This is a genomic window from Streptomyces sp. sk2.1 (genome assembly GCF_008120935.1).
Lineage (GTDB): Bacteria > Actinomycetota > Actinomycetes > Streptomycetales > Streptomycetaceae > Streptomyces.
The window spans coordinates 1-7,664 of record NZ_RDBO01000143.1 but is presented as its reverse complement, the minus strand read 5'-3'; the positions used below and the strand labels follow the sequence as shown (position 1 = coordinate 7,664).

Annotated in this window: 6 protein-coding genes; 1 reads left to right on the top strand and 5 read right to left on the bottom strand. The window is 68.6% G+C overall.

The window, feature by feature from the left end; translation table 11 throughout:
- Positions 1–214 precede the first annotated feature (214 nt).
- From EAO76_RS41505 to EAO76_RS41495, 3 genes are all read right to left on the bottom strand, one after another.
- A complete protein-coding gene (locus EAO76_RS41505; protein ID WP_148841413.1) occupies positions 215–2,083 on the bottom strand; it encodes a hypothetical protein in 1,869 nt (622 codons plus the stop codon).
- A 616-nt stretch (positions 2,084–2,699) separates the two neighbouring features.
- Entirely contained in the window at positions 2,700–4,232 is a 1,533-nt protein-coding gene (locus tag EAO76_RS41500) for a terminase large subunit domain-containing protein (RefSeq protein ID WP_148841412.1), read from the bottom strand.
- Positions 4,229–4,777 carry a hypothetical protein gene (locus EAO76_RS41495; protein WP_148841411.1) on the bottom strand — a complete coding sequence of 183 codons (549 nt, stop codon included), beginning with the start codon at positions 4,775–4,777 and terminating at the stop codon, positions 4,229–4,231. Before EAO76_RS41495 ends, EAO76_RS41500 begins: the two co-directional genes overlap by 4 nt.
- Positions 4,778–5,007: 230 nt before the next feature.
- Here EAO76_RS41495 and EAO76_RS41490 point away from each other — a divergent pair, with 230 nt between their 5' ends.
- A complete protein-coding gene (locus EAO76_RS41490; RefSeq protein WP_148841410.1) occupies positions 5,008–5,307 on the top strand; it encodes a hypothetical protein in 300 nt (99 codons plus the stop codon).
- Between the two features lie 796 nt (positions 5,308–6,103).
- Here the strand turns inward: EAO76_RS41490 and EAO76_RS41485 are convergent.
- On the bottom strand, positions 6,104–7,027 hold the full coding sequence (locus tag EAO76_RS41485; RefSeq protein ID WP_148841409.1) for a hypothetical protein: 924 nt from the start codon (positions 7,025–7,027) through the stop codon (positions 6,104–6,106).
- 277 nt (positions 7,028–7,304) lie between these two features.
- Positions 7,305–7,664: hypothetical protein (locus EAO76_RS41480; RefSeq protein WP_222872262.1), on the bottom strand; the 360-nt coding region annotated here is incomplete at its 5' end.

The following is a 7,664-nucleotide window of genomic DNA, read 5'->3' as shown; positions in this document are numbered from 1 at the left end:
GGCTTCGGCGGGTCAGCCGGGGCGGGGGCGCCGCTGGGCGGGTCGCCGCCGTCGTTGTAGAACACGGCGAGACTGCCGATGCCGGCGTACGGGTGCGCCCATGCCGTGCTGGTGGCGGAGGTGCGGTGGTGCTGCGTGGGGCGACGCATGAGGGCAGGTCCTCCCAAGGACATTCCAGGCCCCGCGCCTGAGATCAAGGAAAGCACGGCCAGGCTCATTCGCTGCCCCTGCTCCCCTGTTGCCCCTGTGCGACAGGGTCGTCGACCGTCGCGGCTGCAGGCAGACCGGGTAGCTGGACGGTGGGCGCGACCTGTTCGTCCGGCGCTTGTCGGCCGAGGAATGCGGCGACTTCGTCGGGGTTGCCGAGGGCGTCGGCCAGCATCCGGGCCTGCTCGAAACTGCGGGCCTGGATCTGCTCGATCTCCTTCTCTGCGTCATCAATGGGCCACCCGGCTTCGGTGAGCATCCGGATCGCGGTCTCGAGGCTGATGACCTCGGCCTTGTATGCGGTGGCGACCTGCTCGAGGACGGCGGCCTTGTCCGTGGGGGTGTACGGGCCGCGGACCAGTCGGGCCGGGAGCGGGGTGACACCGGCCCAGTCGGGGTGCTGGCCGGCGAGGAACAGGCGCTGCACGAAGCGGAGCAGCAGCCGGTCCTTGTGGTCGCGGGCCAGGCGCATCCCGGAGATGAGGGAGTCGAGGGGGCCGAGGGACAGCTCGAGGGCGTACCCGGAGGGGACCTTGGAGGGGTCCATGGTGCCGAGGGATACGGCGGGGAGGCGGACGACGTTCGCGGCCCGGTCGGCGAGGTCGTGTCCGTGAGCGCGGAGTTCCCGGAGGGCGGGTGAGGTGTCGACGGCGGTCAGGCGCCCGTTCTCGCCGAGGGTGAAGAGGGTGCCGGGGCCGACGTGCTGGTCGTGGCGGTGGCTGGTGATGCCGGAGATGCCGATCATCGGGAGGCCGGTGGTGGCGGAGGCGCGGGCGCTGTCGGTGTCGGTGGAGGCGAGCTCGTCGAAGGCCTGCAAGGCCTTCGCGAGGGAGGACTGCCCCCAGTGTTCCTCGGCGGGCGGGACGGTGTTCGGGACGTGGATGACCGGGATGAAGTCGATGTACAGGTCGAGGCGGTCGAGGACCTCCCCGGCCCCGTTGGTCGCGAAGCTGGCCTTGTCCATGGGGAGGTCGTCGACGTCGACGTTGCCTTTGAGGTCGCCGAGTTCCCAGGTGGCGTCGGTGAGGTAGCAGGTGCGGTAGGCGGGCTCGTCGTTCCACGGGTACATGCGACTGATCGCCCCGCTGTCGTCGACTTGGTCGCCGCGGCCGAGAACCGGGGCGGCGGGGGTGTCGTCGGTGGGGTCGGACATGACGGGGGCTCGGACGGCCCGGCCGGCACGGTCGACGCCGGAGGCGGTGGCGGGGCGGATCCAGTCCAGCTCGTACGTGATCCGGCGCAGCCGCGGCTTGAGGCCGCGCTTGGGGTCCTCAGGGAGCTCCCACGCGATGTGGACCCGGTCCGGGTAGTCGGCGCCGTCTCCGTCCTCGGGCAGGACGGGGAAGTAGAAGCCGGGGTCGTACGTTTTGAGGCGGGGCCGCTGCTTCGCCGGGTCCCAGTACAGGAGGTACACGCCGTCGCCGAGGCCGACGGCCTTGCGTTCGCACTGAAGCATCCGCATCGGGAGGAGTTCGTCGTCCGCCCAGTCGCGCAGCATGTCCTGGACGCGTTCGGCTGCGGCGGCCGCGGTTTCGTTCTCGGTGTCGGTCTGCTCGGCACCGGGGACGGTGATGTGCTGCTCGCGGCCCATGACGTGCGCGACGAGGGTGTCGATGAACATGCTGGGGTCGCCGAACTCTCGGCGCTCACGGGCGGATGGCCCGTCGCGGAGTTCAGCAAGTTCGCCGGCCTGGTTGTTGTCGTAGGCGGCGAGGAGCTTGTACGCGGCCAGGCGGCGCTCGTCGGCGGCCGGCACCCAGGAGGCGTGGGCCTCGGGGAACGCTCGCCGGTTGGGCATGCCGAGCGACGGGTCGGAGTAGACGGGCTTGTAGTTCAGCCACGACCAGGCGTCGATGACCAGGCTCTTGAGGCCCACGGGGCACGCCTCCGTATCAGGCCCCGCGCCATGTGATCAGCGTACGGGCGGCCGGAACGAATGCTGCCCCTGATGTTCCGGGCGGGCACTGCCGTACCACGCGCGCTTGATTCTGAAACCTTTTGAGGCAGTCATTTGTTCGGCGATGTGGCTGAACTTTTCTTGTTTCATGGCCGCTTGGCAGAGCTGGCCGCCTAGAGTCTGTGACGTTGCCGTTCCTCGATCCCCCTTCCGGGCCTAGGCCGGAAGGGAGTCACCCTTCGGGCACCCGAAGAACAGAGGAATCATGATCGGTAACGGCGAACAGCCGGACTGGGACCGTTGGGCCTTCTACGTCGCGCTGATTGAGGTGGCTCTCAATCTGACGTTCTGGCTCAACAGCTAGCCCGGCTTTCGCACCACATTGGCGGGGTCGCGTCCTTCGGGACCGGCCCCGCTTCCCTTGGTCCACCTCAGCGCACTGCGTAGTGCGGTCGGTGAGCCAGCGCCCAATGTAGTCGCGCAACCGCAGCATTGGGATCGTGATATCGAAAAGTCCACCCGGGTGGCATTACGAATCCGGGAATCACGCTTGATCAAATACGGATCCGGCATTGCCGGACAGCAGTGCTGATGGTCATCGCCTACCAGACAAGCGCTGGTCGGCATACGGGGAGCTACCCACGGACGCGGCGGCCGGGTCGGCAAGCTCGGTAAGCAGGTGAACGGCGGCGTCCATGCGGTCCGGGGAGTCCATGCCTGGGATCCATGACACGTACTGGACCTCAAGTCCGGGGAACTCACCAACGTGGTGGACATGCCCGTTCTCATACAGCTGGGCGATGGGCTCGGCGCGTAGTCGTTTGCCGACCTTGGCGGTGACTTCGATGATGCGCGGCATGAGCATGCCGTGGGTGGCGCCCTCGCGTTCGAGTTCCGTCCAGGCTTGCCGGAGGATCTGGGCGGCCATGTCCCCGCCGAAGTTGGACTCGACGACGAACGCGTCAGCCTGGAGCTCGGTGGCGAGGAGGCAGGCGGCCCTCCCCCACTTGGCGGCACCCATTCTCCTGGACTGGTCAGCGAGGAGGTACATCTCGCCGCAGGCGTCGCGGCCGCCGCCGATGAGGCCGACTTCGTCGCTGTCGTCGCGGCCGCCGGCGGTGTCGATGGCGACGAGGGTGCGGGTGAGGTCGACGCCGCGGAAGGCTTGTGGGGTGATGCGGTTGTCGGTGATCCACGGCCACTTCCAGACGCCGCCTTCCAGCGGGCGCGGTTCCTGCTGGTAGAGGGCCCACCAGCCGCGTTCGCCGACGTCCTTCTTGAAGCGGTCGAGGTGCTTTCGGTGGAAGCGTTCGGGCCAGAGGGGTTCGCCGATCTGCCGGCCGAGGGGGTCTCCTTCGGTCATGGCGACGGCGGGGAGGTTGAGGACGGTCCAGTCCTTGGCGCCGCCTTGGAGGATGCGGCCGGCCAGGTCGTTCTCTGACCAGCGGGTCTGGATGACGATGATGGAGCCGTTGGGTTCCATGCGGGTGTTGATGACTTGCTGCCACCAGTCCCAGAGGGTGGCGAGCTTGACGGGGCTGTCGGCGTCCTTGGCGTCCTTCAGGGGGTCGTCGACGATGGCGACGTTCGCGCCCATCCCGGTCAGTGATCCTCCGACGCCGGCGGTGACGAGTCCGCCTTCGGTGCCTTCGAGATCGAATCGGTTCGCGGCCTGGGAGCCGTAGCGGAGGCTGATGCCGATCGTGTCGCCGTGGGCGCGGATGTTGTCACGGATCCACCTGCCGTGGCCTTCGGCGAGCTTGGCCGCGTATGAGGCGATCATGATGCGGTGGTCGGGGTGTCTGGCCAGGTACCACAGGGGTGCCCACCGGGCCGCCCGAGCGGACTTCCCATGGCGAGGAGGCATGTTCAGCAGGACGCGCATGCGTTCGCCGTTGGCGATGCGGACGAACGCCTGGTCGATGAGATCCAGGTGGCGGGCCTGCCACTCGCGGCCCCCAGTGAGCGCTGATGCCATGGCTCCCGGGGATCGTTCGATGGCCATCTGCTGTTCGGCCCATGCCAGGGCAGCCCGGGTTTCCTTGTCGGCGAGCCGGGTGATGGTGGCACGCTGCTCGGGGGGCAGAGTGCGGTAGACGGCGACCTGCCGTTCGAGGGCTGTGGTCACTCGTCGGCGACCTCTTCCTCGTCGGCCGGGGTAGACGTGGCCGTATTCGTGGGAGCGTCGCTGTCGAGCCGGCTGGTTGCGGCGATGAGGGCGGCCAGCTTGTCCGGGTCGGCGGTCGACACGGCGAGCGGCCCTCCTTCGGCTCCGGTGACCTCGGCCTTGACGGGCATGTCGAGGCCGTTGAGCTTGGCGCGGCGGTCCATGAGCTTGAGGACGGTGTCGACGGCCTTCAGGTCGACCTCCCGTGCTACCTCCATGCCTTCGCGGTCGAAGACGGGGCTGGGGGTGGTGGCCTTGCCCCAGACGGCTTCGAGGAGGGAGTCGAGACGTTCGTTCTCCTGCTGCCGGTACACGGAGATCTCGGCGGCTTCCTCGTCGCGGTTCTGTTCGAGGGCCCGGATGAGGTCTTTCCGTGCTGCGCCGGAGCTGCTGTATCCGAGGGCGAGGATGAGTGGGTCGTCGAAGCGGACACCGCTGCGGCGAAGTCGGATGAGGTCGGCGCGGCGTCCTGCGGTCTCGGCTTGCTTTGCTTTGGAGGCTGGCATGGCGGTCGGGGCTCCCGCTGTGTCGTTGTCAGGCCCCGCGCCTACCTTGATGATCCCTGATGCGGGGGTTTTCCTTCCCTCCGCCCGGTATGGGTGGCATCCTGCGCCGCATGAGGCGTATACGCGGTTTGGGGATAGCGGTTGTCGTGGTGCTGGTGTTCGGGGCCGCGGGGTGCGGTTTTAGCGGTGAGGCCAGCGGGGAGTCAACTGGGTCGGCGAAGCCGTCGGTGATGGGTGTTCAGGAGGCGTTGGACGCGTACTCGACGGCCGCGGCTCCCGGGTGCGAGACGGCGGATGAGTGCCAGGATCTGACCGCGGCGAAGCTGGTCGCGGCGATGGATGTGCGGGCGGCGATGAAGGCCGAGGACCCGGTGAAGTTCGGGGAGCCGATCGGGTTCGTGGACCTGGCGGAGAAGCGGGCCGAGCACTACGGGATGGACAACCTGGGGGCGAAGGGGAACTCGTTCGCGGTGTCGCAGCCGTTGCAGCAGATGGTGGCCTGGTTCCGGGAGCATCCGGAGGCTTCGTAGCGAGGGGCTCGGTCTGTGGTTGCCAGGCGAAGCGGGGTGGGTCGACGCTGCGGCGCCAGCCCACCCCGTTCGGGTCAGCGCCGGGCGATCAGCCAGGCAAGGACCAGGCCGGCAGCGAAGTCGCCGAACCGGTGCGCCACGCCGCACATGAAGCTCGTGTGGACGCCGCGCCCATGCCTGACCAGCCATTTCCGCAGGTGGGGGGCGAATGTCTGGCGCTGCCTGTCAACGCGAGCGCTGTGCTTAGGGGGCTGTTTCGCGTTACTCTCCACTCGGAGTCCTTCCGTCATGCCGATGAATGGGACACCGCGCAGGAGCCCCCCTCGACTTATGGCCTAGGAACCGTGTTGAGGAAGCGGGGCTCTTTCGCGTGTGAGCAGTCTACGTATGCAGGTCCGACAACCCTGCCGTTCGGCACGGGGGCTTGGCAGCATGCAGGCGACTTTCCGGACGATCCGTCACAATTTTTGCTGGTCGCTCTGGCGCTGAGCGTCATGAGATCTTCCGAGACTCACCGGGACTCATCGAGGCCCACGACCGGCAGTGATTCGCGGCACATTTCCTCGTCGTTCTCACGAAGGGCGTGTCGTGGCATGCGTCGGCCCCACCAGCGGGGGGGTGCCGGTGGGGCCGGGTTGAGCCGCTGCGCGGCGGGGGGTGCCACACGGTGGGCTCGGGTGCGGTGGTGTGCGGCACGGCCCGTTGTGCGTTGTCCGGGCGCGGGGACACCGTGAGACTCGGCAGTCCGGGCCGTGCAGTACCAGCGTGACGCATGAGCCCGGGTTTGTCCGGGCTGCTATCCCCATGCGCTGATGGCGATGCGGGAAGCGGTCTCCTGCCCGAGGACGTAGCAGCGCAGGTCGATGTCCGCAGGCAGGTCGGGCGCGTCGGTGCCGAGTAGCGCAGCCCCGACGGCGACGGTGAAGGTGCGGGTGACCGCGTCGCTGCCCTTCTTGCAGCGCGGGGCCTGGAAGAGCAGGTACCGGGCGGTCGCGAAGGTCTCGAGGGTGAGGGAGGGGGCGGCAAGCGTCTCCATCGCGGCGGTGAACAGCTGGTCGCTGTCGGTGAGCGTGGGGGTGGCGGTGTACACGGGGTTGCCGCCGGTCTCCATGCGGGAAGCGTCAAGGCCGCGGGCGGCAACGCGGTCGGCGAGTTCGGCCCCGATCCGGCGGGCGGCTTCGCCTCGGAGGATGCGGTTGCCTGCCACCCGGCGCCCCGCCGGGAGATCGACCCAGTTCTGGAGAACGTCCCCAGTGATGTTCTCAGTGGTGAACCGGTCAGTGGCGGCCTGGCCGTAGGCGACCATCGCGTCGTAGGCGGGGGTGGCGGCGCCGCCCTGGTAAGTGCGGGTCTCCTCGTCCCATGTCGCGCCGTCACGAAGTCGACCCACGCGGCCGATCCGGTCGTAGTTGAGGGTGGCGGCAGTGATCGGGGTCCGGAAGCGTTCAGCGCTGTACGCGATTCCGGTACCCAGTCGGCTGCTGGCGCGGAGTGCGGCCTGGTACCGCCACTCGGTGACCTGCTGGTGTGCGGCGCGCATGACGGCCAGGCGGCTGGCGTGGCTCTGCGCGGTGGCGAGTGCGGCCGTGAGCCTGTCCCGGACGGTGTTGGCGATCGCGGCCTGTTCGGCTGCGAAGGCCCTGATGCGGGCCTGCTTGACGGGGTCGGTGGTGCGGAGTGCCAGTGGTGAGGCCGGAAAGTGGGCAGCGGTGATGAGCATGACGGTCCTCCTGCACAAGTCGGGAGTGTCCTGGGACTTTGAAGGGGTGCTTCAGCGCCCGGCGTGGAAGGCGCGGCAGATCACGGTGCCGACGGGGGCAGACAGCAGGTCTCACCAGTCCCCCGGCTCGGTCGCTTTGGTCGCTGCGCGCGGGGCGAGTTCGGGAGGGGCTGGCACCTTCTTGTAGTGAGGAGGAGAAGGAGCCGCCCGCCTCCCCGGTGGTCGGCGATCACCTGATGAGGGATCGACAGTGTCTGGCTGTCGCGTTCCGTGCTGGTCAGCGGGGCAGCTGGTTGCGGGTGTGGGCGATGACACCGCGAGTCTGGGTGGTGAGGCTGCGCTGGTCGACGGTGACGTTGCCGTTGTAGTGGTGGTGGACGGGTACGGGTGCTGCTTCAGCTACGGCCTTGGCCTTGCCGACGAGGCGGGCGATGGCGAGGACGAGGACGGTGGGCGCCCCAAAGGCGATGGCGCAGACCGCAGGGTCGGCGTATCCGGAGGCGATCATGACGAGGGAGGCTCCTCCGCCGACCATGAAACTGGCTGCTCCCCCAGTGAGCATGAGGGTGCTGATGTCGGTGGCGCGCTGGCTCATGGGCGGCCGGCCGGGCTGGGGCACGGGCGGCCGCCCATGAGC